At 59.6% G+C, this 14,850-nt stretch carries 10 protein-coding genes and 1 pseudogene; 1 reads left to right on the forward strand and 10 read right to left on the reverse strand.

Annotated features, from left to right (window positions below; translation table 11 throughout):
* Positions 1 to 144: 144 nt before the first annotated feature.
* From DXT96_RS25495 to DXT96_RS25530, 8 genes are read right to left on the reverse strand one after another with little or no spacing between them, the layout of a single operon-like run.
* Positions 145 to 2,502 carry a molybdopterin guanine dinucleotide-containing S/N-oxide reductase gene (locus DXT96_RS25495; RefSeq protein WP_234903499.1) on the reverse strand — a complete coding sequence of 786 codons (2,358 nt, stop codon included), beginning with the start codon at positions 2,500 to 2,502 and terminating at the stop codon, positions 145 to 147.
* A complete protein-coding gene (locus DXT96_RS25500; RefSeq protein WP_153517031.1) occupies positions 2,486 to 4,138 on the reverse strand; it encodes an ABC transporter ATP-binding protein in 1,653 nt (550 codons plus the stop codon). The genes DXT96_RS25495 and DXT96_RS25500 overlap by 17 nt, the downstream gene beginning before the upstream one ends.
* A 7-nt stretch (positions 4,139 to 4,145) precedes the next feature.
* The gene (locus DXT96_RS25505; protein WP_153517032.1) at positions 4,146 to 5,063 is read right to left on the reverse strand and encodes an ABC transporter permease; all 918 of its coding nucleotides are present in this window, start codon (positions 5,061 to 5,063) and stop codon (positions 4,146 to 4,148) included.
* The gene (locus DXT96_RS25510) at positions 5,063 to 6,049 is read right to left on the reverse strand and encodes an ABC transporter permease (protein ID WP_153517033.1); all 987 of its coding nucleotides are present in this window, start codon (positions 6,047 to 6,049) and stop codon (positions 5,063 to 5,065) included. The genes DXT96_RS25505 and DXT96_RS25510 overlap by 1 nt, the downstream gene beginning before the upstream one ends.
* Positions 6,046 to 7,389, reverse strand: coding sequence for an NtaA/DmoA family FMN-dependent monooxygenase (locus DXT96_RS25515; protein WP_153517034.1), 1,344 nt, complete (start codon positions 7,387 to 7,389; stop codon positions 6,046 to 6,048). The genes DXT96_RS25510 and DXT96_RS25515 overlap by 4 nt, the downstream gene beginning before the upstream one ends.
* Positions 7,390 to 7,433: 44 nt before the next feature.
* On the reverse strand, positions 7,434 to 9,044 hold the full coding sequence (locus DXT96_RS25520) for an ABC transporter substrate-binding protein (RefSeq protein WP_202037098.1): 1,611 nt from the start codon (positions 9,042 to 9,044) through the stop codon (positions 7,434 to 7,436).
* Positions 9,045 to 9,057: 13 nt separating this feature from the next.
* The gene (locus DXT96_RS25525) at positions 9,058 to 10,491 is read right to left on the reverse strand and encodes a SidA/IucD/PvdA family monooxygenase (protein WP_194287746.1); all 1,434 of its coding nucleotides are present in this window, start codon (positions 10,489 to 10,491) and stop codon (positions 9,058 to 9,060) included.
* Positions 10,492 to 10,495: 4 nt separating this feature from the next.
* Positions 10,496 to 11,833, reverse strand: a complete 1,338-nt coding sequence (locus DXT96_RS25530; protein WP_153517036.1) for an NtaA/DmoA family FMN-dependent monooxygenase — start codon at positions 11,831 to 11,833, stop codon at positions 10,496 to 10,498.
* Between the two features lie 281 nt (positions 11,834 to 12,114).
* Here DXT96_RS25530 and DXT96_RS25535 point away from each other — a divergent pair, with 281 nt between their 5' ends.
* The gene (locus DXT96_RS25535; protein ID WP_153517041.1) at positions 12,115 to 12,711 is read left to right on the forward strand and encodes a TetR/AcrR family transcriptional regulator; all 597 of its coding nucleotides are present in this window, start codon (positions 12,115 to 12,117) and stop codon (positions 12,709 to 12,711) included.
* Positions 12,712 to 13,251: 540 nt separating this feature from the next.
* On the opposite strand, the gene traR is transcribed toward DXT96_RS25535, so the two are convergent.
* Complete coding sequence (traR, locus tag DXT96_RS25540; protein ID WP_153517037.1) at positions 13,252 to 13,956, reverse strand: transcriptional regulator TraR; 705 nt, start codon at positions 13,954 to 13,956, stop codon at positions 13,252 to 13,254.
* A gap of 120 nt (positions 13,957 to 14,076) precedes the next feature.
* Positions 14,077 to 14,850: pseudogene (locus DXT96_RS25545) on the reverse strand (sucrose phosphorylase); the annotation flags it as partial.

Genomic DNA, 14,850 nt, shown 5'->3' on the forward strand with positions numbered 1-14,850 from the left:
TCTCGGCTTAGTTACAAAGGGGGCCGCCGAGCGGGTGTCTTCGCCTTGAACGGACACGAACCTTCTTTGCCGTACTTGTTTTATGAAGCCACAGATTTCGTAATGGTTTTAAAGCATGCGCTGCCAGCCTGGAACAGGCATACGCTATCGCTTTATATCACCAATTTGGATACCCTCCATGCGACGGTATCGAGGTTGCGTAAAGGCTTTGACGACCGGGAGCGGTTCTGACCATTTTTCGAGTTGAACCAGGCAACTCTGGGCAATGGGTCCTTGGGCAAGCCTTGACGTACCTCGATCTTCCGTCAGTACATTCGGGTTGCCGTGCCGCTCCAGCTCAAGATCGACGTCAGGGTCGAACCAGGCGCCGGTGGACAACTGCACCACCCCCTGCATAACACCGGAATCGATGACGACACCTGCCAGGAGAGCGCCACGGGCGTTAAAAACCCGGCAGATATCTCCGGCCTCTAGCCCACGTTCCTCAGCATCGGCGGGATTTATAGAGATCGGCTCTCGTCCCTTGATTTTCGAAGCAAGGCTTGGGCCGGCAGCATCCATCTGCGAATGTAGCCTGGTCTTAGGCTGGTTGGAGATCAGATGCAAAGGATAGGTTCGCGCCGCATCGGCGCCAAGCCACTCTTCCGGCTCCAACCAAACCGCATTGCCGGGACAATCGTCATAGTCGAAGCTTGCGATGCGCTCCGAGAATATTTCTATCTTCCCGGATGGTGTATCTAAAGGGTGTCTTTCGGGTTCGCTTCGAAAAGCCGAGAACAGCGTATAGGGCTCGTCAGGCCCCGGCACCGCAACAACTGCGTCTCGCCAGAACACATCGAACGGTGGCAGCTCCACATCGTGGCCACGTGCGCCAACTCGTGCATCTTCATAGAGTTTCTCCAGCCATGCACGTTCGTTTCGCTCTTCCGTGAAGGCGTTTTTCAAATCAAAGCGCGCGGCCAATGCCGAAAAGATCGCGAAATCGCTTCTCGCCTCCCCGACAGGCGCAATCGCCTGCTTCATGGCGATCAGATGTCGGTCACGTTTCGAGGCTCCGATGTCGTTGCGTTCAAGTGTCGTCGTGGCAGGCAGGACGATATCCGCGTGTTTTGCCGTCGCCGTCCACCAGCATTCGTTGACTATAATCGTATCCGGCATCTGGAAGGCCTGAACGAGCCTGTTCAGGTCCTGATGGTGATGGAACGGGTTGCCGCCACACCAATATATCAGCCGCGTATCCGGGTAGAGATACCTGCCACCGTCGAATTCGTAGGGCGTTCCGGGAGCAAGCAGCATATCGGCAATCCGGGCGACCGGTATGGCGCTCGGACAAGGATTTTGGCCGGCCTGATGCGTCGGAAGCGGTATCGGCCGACGCGGATTTCCCATGCCGGCCTCTGTGCCGTACCCAAAACCAAAGCCCCCGCCCGGCAGCCCGATCTGGCCGATCAGGCAGGCAAGGGAGATTGCGGCCCAATAGGGCTGCTCGCCCTTGTCGGCTCGCTGGAGGCTCCAGGCGAGGTTGATCATGCTGCGCTCGCCCGCCATTGCGCGCGCAAGATTTGTGATCGTCTCCGCCGGAACGCCTGTCAGGCTTGCAGCCCATTCGGGCGTCTTGGCAATCCCATCGACCGCGCCGCGCAGGTATTCGGCAAACTGGTCGAAGCCGACGCAATAGGTGTCGAGGAACGCTCGGTCGTGCCGTCCTTCGGACTGGAGGACATAGGCCATCGCCAAGAGCATGGCGGTATCGGTGCCAGGCCGGATCGATATCCATTCCGCACCAAACTTGGATCCGATATCGTCGCGGATCGGGCTGATATTGACGATCCGGATGCCGGCTCGGCGGGCGCGTTCAAGCCACGGGCCGGTTGTATGCTCGGCAGTTCCCCCGGCTTCAACCTGGGCATTCTTGAGCGGAATGCCGCCGAAGGCGACCAGAATGCGCGTGTCGGCAACGATACCGTCCCATGAGGAAAGCGGCCCGACCAATGGATCGATCGAGCCGACAATATGCGGCAGCAGGGTCTGTCCGGCTGCATAGCTGTAGCTGCCGATCTGTGTGGTCGAGCCGCCGATCAGATTGAAGAAGCGCTGCAGCTGTGTCTTAGCGTGATGAAAGCGTCCTGCAGACGCCCAGCCGTATGATCCGCTGAAAAGCGCTTCGTTTCCCTGACTATCGCGGATACGGCGGATTTCACCTGCGATCATGTCGAGCGCTTCATCCCATGGCACAGCAACGAAACTGTCGCGGCCACGCGCGCCTTCTGCCGGTCCAGGTCCGTTTTCCAGCCAGCCTTTCCGGATCATCGGCCGCGCGACACGCATAGAGCTGTGCACCATGCCGGGCAGAGCGTCGAGGATCGGAGACGGATCCGCATCGGTACTGAGGGGCTTGACCGAGACCAGCCGTCCGGCTTCGACCTCCGCCTCAAACGCGCCCCAGTGGCTGGAATGGGTTATCGTCACCAGACTGCCTTCATGCTCAAGCGGCTGCAGCAATCAGCTGTCGTGTATACGGATGCTGTGGGCTTGCCCAGATGTCATGACGGTTCGCGGTCTCCACAACATCGCCATTTCGCATCACCATGACCCGGTCCGAGACATACTGGACCACTGCAAGGTCATGCGAAATGAACAGGATCGATAGCCCGAGCTCCTGCTTTAGATCGGCGAGTAGGTTGAGGATCTGCGCCTGGATCGAGACGTCCAGCGCCGAAACGGCTTCGTCGCAGATCACCACATCCGGCTTCAGGATCAGGGCGCGGGCAATGCCGATCCGCTGCCGCTGGCCGCCCGAAAACTCGTGCGGCAAGCGGTCCGCGGAACCGGCAGGCAGTTTGACGAGATCGAGCATCTGCCTCAAGCGTGCCTCGCGATTGTCGAGTCCGTGGAGCTTCATCGGTCGGCTCAGGATTTCGGCAACGGTATGGCGGGGATTCAGTGAGGCATAGGGATCCTGAAATACCATCTGCACGCGGCGGCGTGCTGCCTGGTCGAAACCCTTTCCGAGAGAGTGTCCATCGAGGCGCACATCGCCGGTAAACGGGATCAGTCCCATCACGGCACGCGATAAGGACGATTTCCCGCTTCCTGACTCTCCGACCAACCCCAGCGTTTCGCCGCGTCCAATGGTCAGCGACACGCCGTTGACGGCAGGCGTCTTGGCTCCCGGATAGGAGACGCAAAGGTCCGACACCTCGAAGATCGCTTCGCTTCCAGCCCTTTCATTCCTTAGGGCGGGCTGCGATAAATGCGGTGTTTCGAGATCGAAACGGAACTCGCCATCGGGCTGACGCCGCGCATGGACTTCGCTCAGCCGCTGCGTGCTGGCATGCCGACCATCGTTCAAGCGCACCGAAGCGGCGATCAGGCCGCGCGTATAGGGATGGTGGCTGCCTTCGAACATCGCCGCCGCCGGCAGGAGCTCCATCTGCTTGCCGTGATGCATGACGATGACCCGATCCGTCCATCGCCGCACCAGGGGCAGGTCGTGGCTGATCAGCAGGAGCGACGTCCCCATCTCACGGCGCAACCGGTCGATCAGCGCCAGGATCTGCGCCTGCGTGGTGGCGTCGAGCGCGGTCGTCGGCTCGTCTGCGATCAGAAGGCGCGGCTCAAGGGCGACCGCCATGGCGATCATCACCCGCTGCCGCTGGCCGCCGGACAGCTCGTGGGGATAGGCGTCGACTTTGGTTGCGGGATCTGCAAGGGAAACCAAATCGAGCAGCTCTATTGCCCGAAACCGGGCCGCCCGCCGCGAAATCGACGTATGTTCCTGCAGGATCTCGGCAATCTGCCGCCCGACGGTGTAGACCGGGTTGAGCGAGGTCATCGGCTCCTGGAAGATCATGCCGATCTCTCGCCCGCGGATGCGGCGGAGTTCCTGCGCCGGCAGAACTGCGAGATCGCTGCCGTTGAACAGCACTTGTCCCGTCCGAGTGGTGCTGCGCGGCAGAAGATCGAGAAGCGACAGCGCCACCGAAGACTTTCCGCAACCCGACTCGCCGACTAGCGCCAGCGCCTCGCCCGGCGCAAGGTCGAAGTCCAGTCCATCCACGGCACGACCGGACCTCTGGTTGTTCCGATAGGAAATGGCAAGATCACGGACGGAGAGAAGAGCGTTCGGGAGCGGCATCAGCGTATCACCCATTCCCGAGCTTGGGGTTGAGGATATCGTTGAGACCGTCGCCGATCAGGTTGAGCGCCAGCACGGTCAACACAATGAATCCTCCGGGAATGGCGGTCAGATAGGCATGGGTTCGCAACATCTCGCGGCCGGCGCCGATCATCGAACCCCAACTGACCGTGTTAGGATCGCCCAGCCCGAGAAATGCCAACGCCGATTCCTGAAGGATGGCCGAAGCCACCATGATCGAGGCTGTGACGATCAGCGACGGCAAGGCGTTTGGCAGGATTTCCCGAAAGATGATATCGACACTGCCGAAACCGCTGCTGCGCGCTGCGCTGACGAAATCGGCCTGCCGGAGCGTGCGGAATTCCGCGCGCGCCAACCGGGCGATGCCGTCCCACGAGATGACTGCTATCCCGACGACCACCGTTCCGATCGACGGCTGCACCACCGCGACCAGGACGACCAGCAGAACGAAGCCCGGAATGGTCTGGAAGATCTCGATGAAACGAACGATGAGATCGTCGACGCGACCGCCGAAATAGCCGCCGACGGCGCCGATCAGCACTCCTCCGGTGACACTGAGAGCCGTCGCTGCGAGGCCGACCGTCAGCGAAACGCGCGCCCCGTGGACGATACCCGCGAAGACGTCGCGGCCCATCATATCCGTTCCGAACGGGAAAGCAGGGTCTTCACCGGGATGAAGAAGCGCCGACCCGACCATGTCCAGCGGGTCTCCCGGCGCAAGCCAGGGCGCAAAAAGCGCCATCAGGACAATCAGTAGCAGGACCACCAGCCCGATTAGGACCCCGGGCTGCCGCAAGAGCGCCCTGAATGCGGACGGACGGCGATCGACCACCGGAACGAACTCTCCTGCACCCGGTCCCCTGGCGTTTTGAACAAGCTCCCTTGGAAGGTCCTGAACGCTCATCACCGTATCTCCACTCTCGGATCGAGCAAGGCCTGAAGAAGATCGATCAGCGCGTTGCAGGTGATGACGACCAGAGAGCTCACCAGCATGATGCCGAGCAGCACCTGGTATTCGCGCGCCTGGATGGCCTCGTAGGCGAGCCTTCCCATGCCGGGCCAGCTGAAGATGGTTTCGACCACCACGGCCCCGCCCAGAACACCGGCGATATGCACGCCCGCGAACGTCGTGATCGGGATCAGCGCGTTTCGAAGTATATGCCGGCGCACCACACGACCCGGCGAAAGCCCCTTGGCGACAGCAGTCCGCACATAATCCCGGCCGCTGGCTTCGAGAACCGCTGCCCGCGTCAGACGCGTATAGATGGCGAGATAGTGGAGCCCGAGCGTCAACGCAGGAAGCGTGATGTGGCTGGTCCGGTCGATCAGCCAGGCAAGACCCGAACTTGGCCCGCCGATGGTTTTTGAGCCGCCGGAGGGCAGCCAGCCGAGATAGACCGAAAACAGGATGATCAACATCAGCCCGATCCAGAAGGTCGGAACGGAATAAAACAGCAGCGACAGGAAGGACAAGATCCGGTCCGGCAACCGCCCGGCCGAAAGGGCCATGACGGTTCCGGTCAGAAGCCCGATTGCGATAGCAAAGACAATGGAGACACCCATCAGCAGCAGCGTGCCGGGGATGCGGCTCAGGACCATGTCTGCGACCGGTATACCGTAACGCGCCGAGATACCGAGGCTGCCATGGGCAAGGTCCAGGTAATAGGCAATCAGCTGGTTCAGCACCGGAAGGTCGAGGCCGAAACGCTGACGTAGTGCCGCCATGCCCTCCTGCGTCGCAGCTCCGGTTTCCGCTGCCATGTAATCGACGACGTCGCCAGGCGCGAGCTGCATGACGAAGAAGCCGATGGTGATGATGACGAACATCGTCGGGACCGCCTGTATGGCATTGCGACGCAGGCTCTGTAAGGCGCGTGCTCCCCTTGTCATGCGGCAGTAGCCTCCGGGCCGGTAGATCCCAGAATATTAGTCTCGGGAATGCCAAGCCGCTGGCGCAGCGAACCGGGAGCGTACCCGTCGGGATAGATGCCTTCACGGCGCAGGAGCGGGATGACGTGGTCGACGAAATCGCGTGCATCCCTCGGAAGATCCTGCAGATGCAGGACGAAACCATCGGCAGCCCCGGATCGATACCAATCCGATATAGTCGAGGCGACGGTATCGGGCGTGCCGACGACGATCTTGTGGCCGCCACCGAGCTGAAATTCCTGGCCGAGCTGCCTCACCGTGAGATTGCCGCTGCGCGCCACGTCCGTGATTGACCGGAAAAAACCGAGTGGGCGGGTGAAGTCCGGAGAGGGCACGGCAAGCTGGGCCTCGGTCAGCGGGCGATCGGGATGCAGGTCCGCGGCCGGAATGTTGAGAAGCTTGGCAACCCGCAGAACCGGATCCGGACTTTCGCCGAGAAGCTCCGTCAGCTGCTCCAGCCGCCGCGCCGCCTCCTGCGTCGTCGAACCCATAATCGGGACGATGCCGGGGACGACTTTCAACGCGCCTTCCGGCCGCCCCTGCAGGCGCACACGGTTGCGAATGTCGGCCACAAAGGCCGCCGCCGCGTTACGATCGACCAAGGCTGCATAAAGAACGTCGGCGTGGTGGACCGCCAGATCGATTGCGTGTTCGGAACCGCCGGCAGTGGAAAACAAGGGACGTCCGCTGGCATGCCGTGGCGACGGCAAGGGGCCACGCACCTGGAAGAACTCGCCCTCATAGGCGATTTCCCGACGACCATCCGGATCGATCAGCAGATTTGGGTCATTCCAGCCTGGGGTCAACACGAAACTGTCGATCAACTGACCGAGAAGATTGAAATATTCGTCTGCGCGGCGATACCGTTCGGCATATTCGGCTACCTGCTGTTGCCCGTAATTCTGAGCGATGCGGGCGTGGTAGGAGGCGATCACGTTAACGCCTGCCCTGCCGCCGGAAATGTTGTTGAGCGTCGCGATGTTGCGCGCAACCGTGTAGGGCTCGGTGTAGCTAGACGATACAGTCGGCACGACACCGATATCCGGGACGCTTGCGGCGATCGCCGCCATCAGCAGCTGCGGATCGGAAATATGCAGCGGCGCATGTTCTGGCGGTGTGATTGCCATCGGCAGATCCGGCAACCAAAGCGCGTCGAAAACGCCTTCATGGGCTATGCGGGCGACGTCGAGCTGGGCCTGGAATAGCCAGGTCGCATTGCGATCCGGGACCAGCTTCCACGACGCCGGGTGGACTCCGACGCCATGAAAGTTGATGGACAGCGAAACATGCTGGTTTGCCATGGTCGTTCATCCGCCCGCAAAACGTGGCGGCCTCTTCTTTAAGGTCAGCCGGTGATCCAGGTACGGTCGAAATAATCCGCGCCGACGCGCGCGGCCGCGGTGGTGTGATCGTGAACCTTGGTGTTGAACAGGGTGATGCGCTGGAACTGGACGAAGTTCACGACCGGCAGATCGCGGTGGATGATCTCTTGGAACTTGACGTATTTATCGCGCCGTTTCGCAGCGTCAGGTTCACCTGCGGCTTCGGTCAGCAATGCATCCACTTCCGGGTTGGAATAGTGCATGTGGTTGGACCAGGCGAGGCCCTTCTTGATGTTGGTGCTGAGGAAGGCCCGATCAACGCCGTCAGTCGGATCATAACCGTTGTTGAGGTTCTGGACATCGATGTCGAAGACGCGTTCGGTATAAACCTTGGTGATGTAGGTGCTGAACTCGAAGCTCAGAATGTTGACGCTGATGCCGACCTTGCCGAGCGCGAAGCGGATGTAATCGGCCGCCAGCTTCTGCTGTGCCATGCCCGGGTTCCAGGTCAGGTTGAGTTTGGCACGGGTGCCGTCGGCGCCGCGCGGGAAACCTGCCTCATCGAGCAGCTTTTCAGCCAGATCCGGGTCATAGGTATAGTGTTTCAGCGACGCGTCGTGAAACTGCTTGAGATCCGGAACGATCGCGGTGGCGGCCGGCGTCGCATAACCATTCCAGACCAGCTTGATGATCTGGTTGATGTCGAAGCTATGGGCGATCGCCTGCCTTACCTTGAGTTTCTTCAGGAAAGCATTGTCCAGATTGAAGAACAGCTGGTGCAGGTTGCCGCCGAGTTCGTAACCCTTGGTATCAACCGCGAACTTGCCGGTGGCAACAAAACGCTCGACATCGCTGTAGGGTACCGGCGAGCCAGTCCCGAAATCGACCTCGCCGGCTTCGAGAGCCGCGGCCCGCGCGGCGGAGTCAGGAATGATGCGGACGATGATCTGATCGAGATAGGGCTTGCCCTGGTCCCAATAGTTCGGGTTGCGTTCGAGGACGAAATGACTGCCCTGCTCCCATTCCTTGAAGATGAAGGGACCGATGCCCACCGGCTTGCGGTTATAGGGATTGGTCTTGAGATCCGTGCCTTCATAGAGATGCTTAGCAACAAGCGCCGTTCCGGCGCCGCTCAATGCACCAAGAAGATAGGGTGCCGGCGCCGAAAGCCTGACGATCGCGGTCAGTGGATCGGGTGTCTCCACGGCGGTCACGTTGGCGAAGGTGTTCTTGCGGCGGGGATGGACTTCCTTCAGCGTCAGGATCGAGAAGGCGACGTCGGCAGAGGTGAAAGGCTTGCCGTCATGCCATTTTATACCGGGGCGCAGATGGAACGTGTAGGACTTGCCATCCTCGGAGACTTCCCAGTTCTGAGCAGCCGATGGATGAGGATTGAGATCGCTGTCGATCGAGATCAGCTCGCCCTGGACGGCAGGCGTGGCGCCGTTGCCGAACAGGTCGACGAAGGAAGGCTGCTCGCTTGCGGTGACGATACGAAGCGTTCCCCCTGCTGCGGGCTTGCCGTCTGCCCCGGATGAAACGGCAGCCTCGGCCATCGTGGTGCCGAGGAAAGCCGCGCCGAGCGAGGCGGATGCAAAGATCTTGGTGAAGTCGCGACGGGATAACTTTGTCATGTGGGCCTCATGATCATGCAGAGCGGGCGCAACGTTGCGCGCCTGACGGTTGGACTGAAGGGGAAATCGAAGAGCCGGAGCCAACGGGCGATGCATGCCCGGCAGCAGCAAGGTGGTAGTCGGCCTCCTCCGCGAAGAGCCGGCTTGCCAGCCCTTCGGTCAGGCGGAAGACGCAATCGGCATGGCTGCCGATGTCACCGACGTGATAGCCATGGCTGAGGACAGCCGCGTAGTTGAAGGCATGGATCCGCGTGATCCAGCCGCCGGCGGCGCTGCGGGTCTGCAAGGCAAGGTCCGGATCCAGATAGGGGAAACGTCCCCATTCGGAATCTGCGGCAGGCGCACCGAGGACATCACGCCAGAGCCGGAGATGCGGTTCGACGAGCGCTAGTTCCGGACGGCGTTTCACATCCGTTGCGTAACCGGTCCCGGCAATAAGATAATCGGCCGCCAATGGTCCGGACGGCAGATCGGCACGGATCTCGCCGTCTTCGAAGCGGAGGGTCACGGCCGAAACACCCTGGTGAAGGTGAAAATTCGCGTGGCGCTGCGCGCGATCGATCGTCGCCGGCGGCGCATGACCTCTTGCGCGGCCCTCGGTGATGATCCTCCAGCGCAATGCATCTGGGAAATCCCTGAAGGGACGATAGAGAGCCGGGTTCTTTGCAAGAGCGCCGGACGGCACCGTTGCGAGCTGCGCGCTGCGCGCAAGCAGATGCACTTGCGAAGCCCCGGCTTCAAGCGCCGTTGCCGCGGCATCGAAGGCCGACGCGGCAGCGCCAAGCACGATCACCCGCCGGCCTTGCAAGGCTGCAAAATTGATATCCTCGGCCGTATGGCTGAACTGCGCCTTTGGAACGACACGAGTCACGGTTTCGGGAATGAACGGCGCCCCGAAACCATCCACGCCTGTCGCCAGCACCAGCCGCCGGGCCGTGAGGCGCTTCTCGCCATGTTTCCCGGAAAAGGTCATGCCAAGCCCACCCTCTGCCGGGCGCACATCGATGAGCGAGGATTCATAACGAATATCGCTCGCGAAAACGCCGGTCAGCCATCCGACATATTCGGCCCAGACCAGGCGCGGTATCCGCACTAAACGCTCGAACGCGCCTTGCCCCTCGAGCCGGTCTAACCAGCGCGGGAAGCTAAGTTCGGGTATGCCCTGGTCTAGCCCGCTGATCGACTTGTCTGTGCGAAGGGCTTCCATACGGGCAGTGGTCGCCCACACACCGACACGATCCTGCGGTGCCGCCTCGAAGACGGCAACGCGCTTGATGCCGGCCCGATTGAGGGCAAAAGCAATCCCGACCCCGCTCTGTCCGCCACCGATGATGGCGACATCCAGATCCGTTTCAGACGGTCTGACCCAGACAGGGTTACGATAGAGAAGCGCTAAAGAAGCACGAGCCTCTTCCGTCAGTTGAGCAAGGAGGGCGACACGCGACATGTCTTCACCCCGCAAGGCGGCTCTGAGCCGCATCGTCGTCATCAAGACCAAAACGGCTGCGCAGCGATTCCTTCTGGTAGCCGTCCGGAAAAGCCCCGGCCTTGCGCAAGATCGGAATCACTTCGTCGGACAGGATGGTCGCATCTTCCGGCAGGGACTGGGCGCGCACGGCGAAACCATCGCATGCGCCATCACGCCACCAGTCGAGAAGCTGTGCGGCAACGCTTTCCGGCGTCCCCACCACCAGCCTGTGGCCGATGTCTAGCTGGAAGACGCGCGCGAGTTCCCGCACCGTCAAATTGCGCCGGCGAGCGACGTCTGCCACCGAATGGAAGAGGCCGACTGGCCTTTTCCAGCTTGCCGGAAGCTGCAACTGTTCCTCGGTCAAGGGCTTGTCAGGATGAAGTGTCGCAGGATCGTAACCCAGAAGCTCGGAGATGCGCTGGACGGGATCGATCGCATAACCGCCCTCTTCAGCGAGCTTCAGCAGCTTGCGTTCGGCCTCTTTTTCCGTTGAGCCGATGACCGGGACAAGACCCGGCATGACCTTCAGCGAACCGGCCTTGCGCCCAAACCGGGTGACCCGCGTGTGGAGGTCGCGCATCAATTCCTGGGCAGCGCTCTTGTCGACCAGTGCCGCATAAAGGACATCGGCATGTTTTGCGGCCAGATCCAAGCTCTGCTCCGACCCGCCTGCGACAGATACAAGCGGGCGGCCGAGACGCGACTGCGGTACGTTCAGCGGGCCGCGCACGGAATAGAACTCGCCGCGGTAATTGATCTCGCGCCGGAGTTCCGGATCGAAGAGCAGCCCCTTGTCCTGGTAGCTTCCGGTTTCCGGAAAGATCCAGCTGTCGCTCAGCTGGCGGAAGATTTCCAAGAACTCGTCGGCCTTCTTGTAGCGGCTTTCATAGTCCTGCATGGCGGCGTCGCCGTAATTCTGTGCCACCCGATCATGATAAGACATGATCGCGTTGATGCCGGCGCGACCGCCGGAAATGGCGTCCAGGGTCGCGATGTGGCGCGCCGTTGTATAGGGGGCCGAATAGGTCGTCGAGAGAGTTGGCACGACACCGATATCGGGCACGGCCGCTGCAAGAGCGGTCATCAGCAGTGTCGGATCGAGCGAATGCCCGGGCGTCTGGTCTGCTGGCGCGATCGTCATTGGCAGGTCCGGCAGCCACAGGGAATCGAACGTGCCACGATGGGCGATCTTGGCGATTTCAACGTAATGGTCGAAGTTCCAGAACGCGTCGCGATTCGGCAGCGCACGCCACGCCTGCTTGTGCGATCCCGCGCCGTGGATGATCAAGGTCAGGATCAGGTGGCGTGGAGTCGTCATCGTAATGCTTCCTAAAATTAAAATCAGTTGCGCAACTCATCTATCCGCACTACATCGAAACCTGCAGATGAGACTGAACGTTCTATCTGCCAAATCAATCATGCCGCGAGCTAAACTGTGCTAATTTCGACCTCTGGAATGAAACTAATTTCTATAGATCAACTGGATTTTTCGTCTGCCGTAGGCAGCGACTGCGACACACAGCCATTGGTGGCAACGAATGAGTTGCGCAGCTCCGAAAGGCCGAGATCGACCTTCTTGATTGAGCAAGGATTGAGATGATGAACCAATCAATCGTGAAGCGTATTTACCACGCCTCTGGAGATACGCGTCTCCACATCCTCAAAACAGCCAGTCAGCTCTTCTATACGAAGGGGTTTCGGGCAGTTGGCGTCGATGAGATCATCCGTGAGGCGAATATCGCAAGGGCGACTCTTTATCGTCACTTCAACGGCAAGGACGAATTGATTACCGCCTATCTCTCCGAACGGGAGAGAGTATTCATTGCGCAAATGCAAGAGATTCCGTTGGATTTAGCCCAATCGCCTGCCGAAAAGATCTTCACTATATTCGAGCAGTTGCGCAGCAAACAGAACTCTCCTGAATTTCGGGGCTGTGCTTTTTTCTTGGCGCTCTCGGAATACAGCGACTTCGAGCCCGTCAGAACTATCGCATTTCGTTACAAGGAATTCGTGCGCGATTTCTTTGCAGATGTTCTCGGCCCGGACGTGCAGCCTTCGCTCGCGGACCAATTGGCAATGATCTACGAGGGAGCGTTGGCCACGCTGGTTGTGCGACCCGCTACATCGGTCACCGACAACGCGATCGCATGCGTTAAGGCGCTACTGTTGGTACACAAACTTTACGGTAATGAATGAGTTAACCGAAAACACAAAATTTTGCTCTGTTAACATTCGCATATCACGCAAACGCTACCGGGCACGTCGGGCCAAGAGACTTGGTCATGAATCGTATCCCTCTTGCATCAACGCAGCCCTATGCTCTTGATGTTAAAGTAGACGGCCCCTGAACGGCATCGAAATGTGCCAGAATGAGCTGTTAAGATTTCAATCGAAGGTGCCGCCCATGGACAAGCCCGGTCAGCTTGTGAATCCAGCTCTGCACTCTTTATCTTCGTCTAATCGTTGTCAGTATCCTTGTCGTCGTTGTCCACCCGACAGTTTCTCAAGGAGAACAATAGCTGAGCGCCGGGTAGGGTATGGCTTCGTATTGCCGCCGGGCCGCTCATGTGACCTCTCCCGAGAATGTAAAATCGCTGCAGCCCGAAACCGTGATTGTCGCCTTGCCGTGAGAGAACGAAACTATCAGCTCGTTGACATTCTGGAGCTTCCACGATGACTTGATGTCACAAAACGGTTTGATGTGTTCGGGGTGAATCCCGCAAAGGGGACAAGTGTTCAGATCAGTTTTCTTCTGATCGCGAGCGCGGTGAGATGAGCTTTGCTGCGGACGTCGAAGCGCTTCATGGCCTCGCGAAGCTTGACGCGGACACTGTTGTACTTGACCCCCTCCACGTCCGCGATCTCCTCCATCGTCTTGCCGACGCCGATCCATCTCAGATAAGTCGCCTCTTTTGGATCGAGCCACGCGGCATCTTCAGCGGTGGGCGAGGTGCGAAGGAAGGAGATGCGGGCATGGAGTTGCCCGACGGCCGCCGCTGCTGCAACCGCATCGATTTCCCGATCAAGCGGGATTGCCGTCTTCTCCGACGCCAGCGTGAACATCGACATGGAACCGTTGGCGGTCCTGATGGGGATAGTGATGCCGGAGCGGATGCCAAAATCGGCCGCTTGTGCATAGAAGGCACGCTCTTCTGTCGATAGTCTCGGGCGCTCCTGCTCGCCAGACCAGGCGAAGACGTGCTTCCTGGATCTTGCGCGTTTGACGACCGGGTCGAGAGCGTCGAATTTCTTGTCGAAATAGAGCGACCGCCAATCGTTATGATAGTTGGTCACGGCGATGATGTGCTTGTGCTGGATATGGAGATAAGCATAGCCGGTGAAGCCGAAATGGTCGGCGACGTTCGCCAGCCCTGTTTTGAGGATGCACTCATCGCCCTCAATTGCGGTAAGATCGGTCAGCTTGTCCAGCCAATGCTGCATTCTCTATCTCCTTCTAGCCGTTGCCAGTATCCTCGTCGTCGCTGTTCGAACGACAGCATATCGAGGACATCGATGGCTGAACCCCAGATGGGATGTGGCTTCCCGGCCTCACCAGGTTGCTCATGCGATCTCTCCTGAAAATGTGAAATCGTTGCAGCCTGAAGCCGTGATCGTCGCCTTGCCTTGAGAGAACGAAACTATTAGTTGAGCAAACTCGGCGTCGAGATCCCAGCTTAGAACAAGGCTTCCGGTGTCATCGGTTGCTACCTTGAACGATCCATTGAAGGCCGGATGGGTGTTACGGAAGCGGATCAAGTCCGACATTCGTTTGACGAGCGGCGATTCAAGAGCGAGATCAATTTCCCGGTCTTCAAAAAAGCGCCGATTGATGTCACGCCCGACGCCCGTCTTTCCCAGCAATTCCATGTCATTGATCCCGCCCAGGAGGCCGACGTAATAGACTTGCGGAATACCAGGCGCGAAAAACTGGATGGCGCGGGCGATGAGGTAGTCGTTGTCGTTACGGCCGAGGGCGTCATAATAGGTGCAATTCACCTGATAGAGATCCAGGTTCGAGGCTGCAGCGCCTGTTGCCAAACGGCTCTGCCCCTCGGAGCGCCTGTGAATTTCCTCGACCAGATGGTCGATTGCCTGCGGTTCTAAAAGCCCGGGTCGGCCATTACTGTGCGCGCCTACATCGATGACGCCGATCCCGTCGTGGGTGTCGAGGACGGTGATTGCGTTGCGGGGACTGATCTCCAGCCAACGTGCCAGCGCTGTCGCATCGCCTGTGAACAATGAATGCAGTATCAATGGCGGCAGCGCGAAATCGTAGACGCGGTCAACCTTCCTGGCGATTTCGATCTGGTCACGATAGTAACTGTGAATTTCGAC

Origin of the sequence: Agrobacterium sp. ICMP 6402, from assembly GCF_009498615.1 — a bacterium.
Taxonomy (GTDB): Bacteria; Pseudomonadota; Alphaproteobacteria; order Rhizobiales; family Rhizobiaceae; genus Agrobacterium; species Agrobacterium burrii.

What these genes read in the sequence shown, in the direction of transcription:
- traR (WP_153517037.1), bottom strand. Translation starts at nt 13,956, where the DNA reads ATGCAGCATTGGCTGGACAAGCTGACCGATCTTACCGCAATTGAGGGC.
- DXT96_RS25535 (WP_153517041.1), top strand. Translation starts at nt 12,115, where the DNA reads ATGAACCAATCAATCGTGAAGCGTATTTACCACGCCTCTGGAGATACG.
- DXT96_RS25525 (WP_194287746.1), bottom strand. Translation starts at nt 10,491, where the DNA reads ATGTCGCGTGTCGCCCTCCTTGCTCAACTGACGGAAGAGGCTCGTGCT.
- DXT96_RS25530 (WP_153517036.1), bottom strand. Translation starts at nt 11,833, where the DNA reads ATGACGACTCCACGCCACCTGATCCTGACCTTGATCATCCACGGCGCG.
- DXT96_RS25505 (WP_153517032.1), bottom strand. Translation starts at nt 5,063, where the DNA reads ATGAGCGTTCAGGACCTTCCAAGGGAGCTTGTTCAAAACGCCAGGGGA.
- DXT96_RS25500 (WP_153517031.1), bottom strand. Translation starts at nt 4,138, where the DNA reads ATGCCGCTCCCGAACGCTCTTCTCTCCGTCCGTGATCTTGCCATTTCC.
- DXT96_RS25515 (WP_153517034.1), bottom strand. Translation starts at nt 7,389, where the DNA reads ATGGCAAACCAGCATGTTTCGCTGTCCATCAACTTTCATGGCGTCGGA.
- DXT96_RS25510 (WP_153517033.1), bottom strand. Translation starts at nt 6,049, where the DNA reads ATGACAAGGGGAGCACGCGCCTTACAGAGCCTGCGTCGCAATGCCATA.
- DXT96_RS25520 (WP_202037098.1), bottom strand. Translation starts at nt 9,044, where the DNA reads ATGACAAAGTTATCCCGTCGCGACTTCACCAAGATCTTTGCATCCGCC.